Consider the following 1,088-nt stretch of genomic DNA (forward strand, 5'->3'; position numbering starts at 1 on the left):
CCTGTTATACCAACCTTCAATATATTGAAAGAGTGCTAGTTTTGCTTCTTCAAACGTTACATACTTTGTTTGGTATACTTCTTCTTTCTTTAAAGAAGCGTGAAAAGATTCAATACAAGCATTGTCATAAGGGCAGCCTTTTCGACTAAAAGAGGGCTTGATATTGCGTTTTACGAGTAAAGTTTGAAATTCTTGACTTGTATATTGCGATCCCAAGTCAGTGTGTAAAATAAGTTCATTTGATGGTTTTTGAGCAGAGTAAGCGTTTTCTAAGGCTTCCACTACAATATCTGTTGTCATTTTTCTTGAAAATGAATAGCCAACCACTTTTTTAGAATGCAAATCTAAAACGGAAGCCAAGTAACACCAACCTTCACGCAAAACGTGAATATACGTAATATCAGCAACCCATTTTTCATTAATCGTTGTTGTGCTAAAATCTTGTTTTAATAGGTTTTCTCTTTCTTCAATCTCGTCTTTCTTATACGTATAGGGGCGATATTTGGTTAGAATGGTTGAGAAAATCCTTGCTCGGCGCATTAATCGCTGAACACGATTTATACTTAGTTCAAACCCTTTCTTTAGTAAAGCTTGGTGGATATTTTAGGTGCTCCATAGGTTCCTTTGCTTTCTAGATGAATTTGTTTTATTTGATTGGTTAATTCTTTATTTTCAAGTGAGCGTTTCGATTCTACTTTGTGATGAGATTGATAGAATGAACTTCTAGGAATACCCAAAACTTCACAAAGTGTTTTAACAGGGTGGACTTCTTTTTGAACATCAATGAACTCGATTAATTCTGTATCGCTTATTTTCTCGCAAATATGGCCATAGCCTTTTTTAAGATTTCATTCTCTTCTTTTAGACGAAGCATCTCTTTTTGCATTTGTTTCAGATCATTTGGTGTAACTTCCTTTTCATCAACTGTCGCAATTGGAGAATATTTTTTGATCCATTTATAAATAGTAACCTCAGATACGCCATATTCGCTACTTAGTTCTTTCACTGTTCGTCCAGAACGATACAATTCGACCACCATTGATTTAAATTCATTATTAAAATTCGGTTTCATTACGGACACTCCTTCT

Annotated in this window: 1 pseudogene; it reads right to left on the reverse strand. The window is 34.4% G+C overall.

Annotated features, from left to right (window positions below):
* A pseudogene (locus BN349_RS26055) lies at positions 1 to 1,072 on the reverse strand (IS3 family transposase); the annotation flags it as partial.
* Between the last annotated feature and the right edge of the window lie 16 nt (positions 1,073 to 1,088).

This window comes from Bacillus sp. AP8, assembly GCF_000321185.1.
Lineage (GTDB): Bacteria > Bacillota > Bacilli > Bacillales > DSM-1321 > Bacillus_AD > Bacillus_AD massilioanorexius.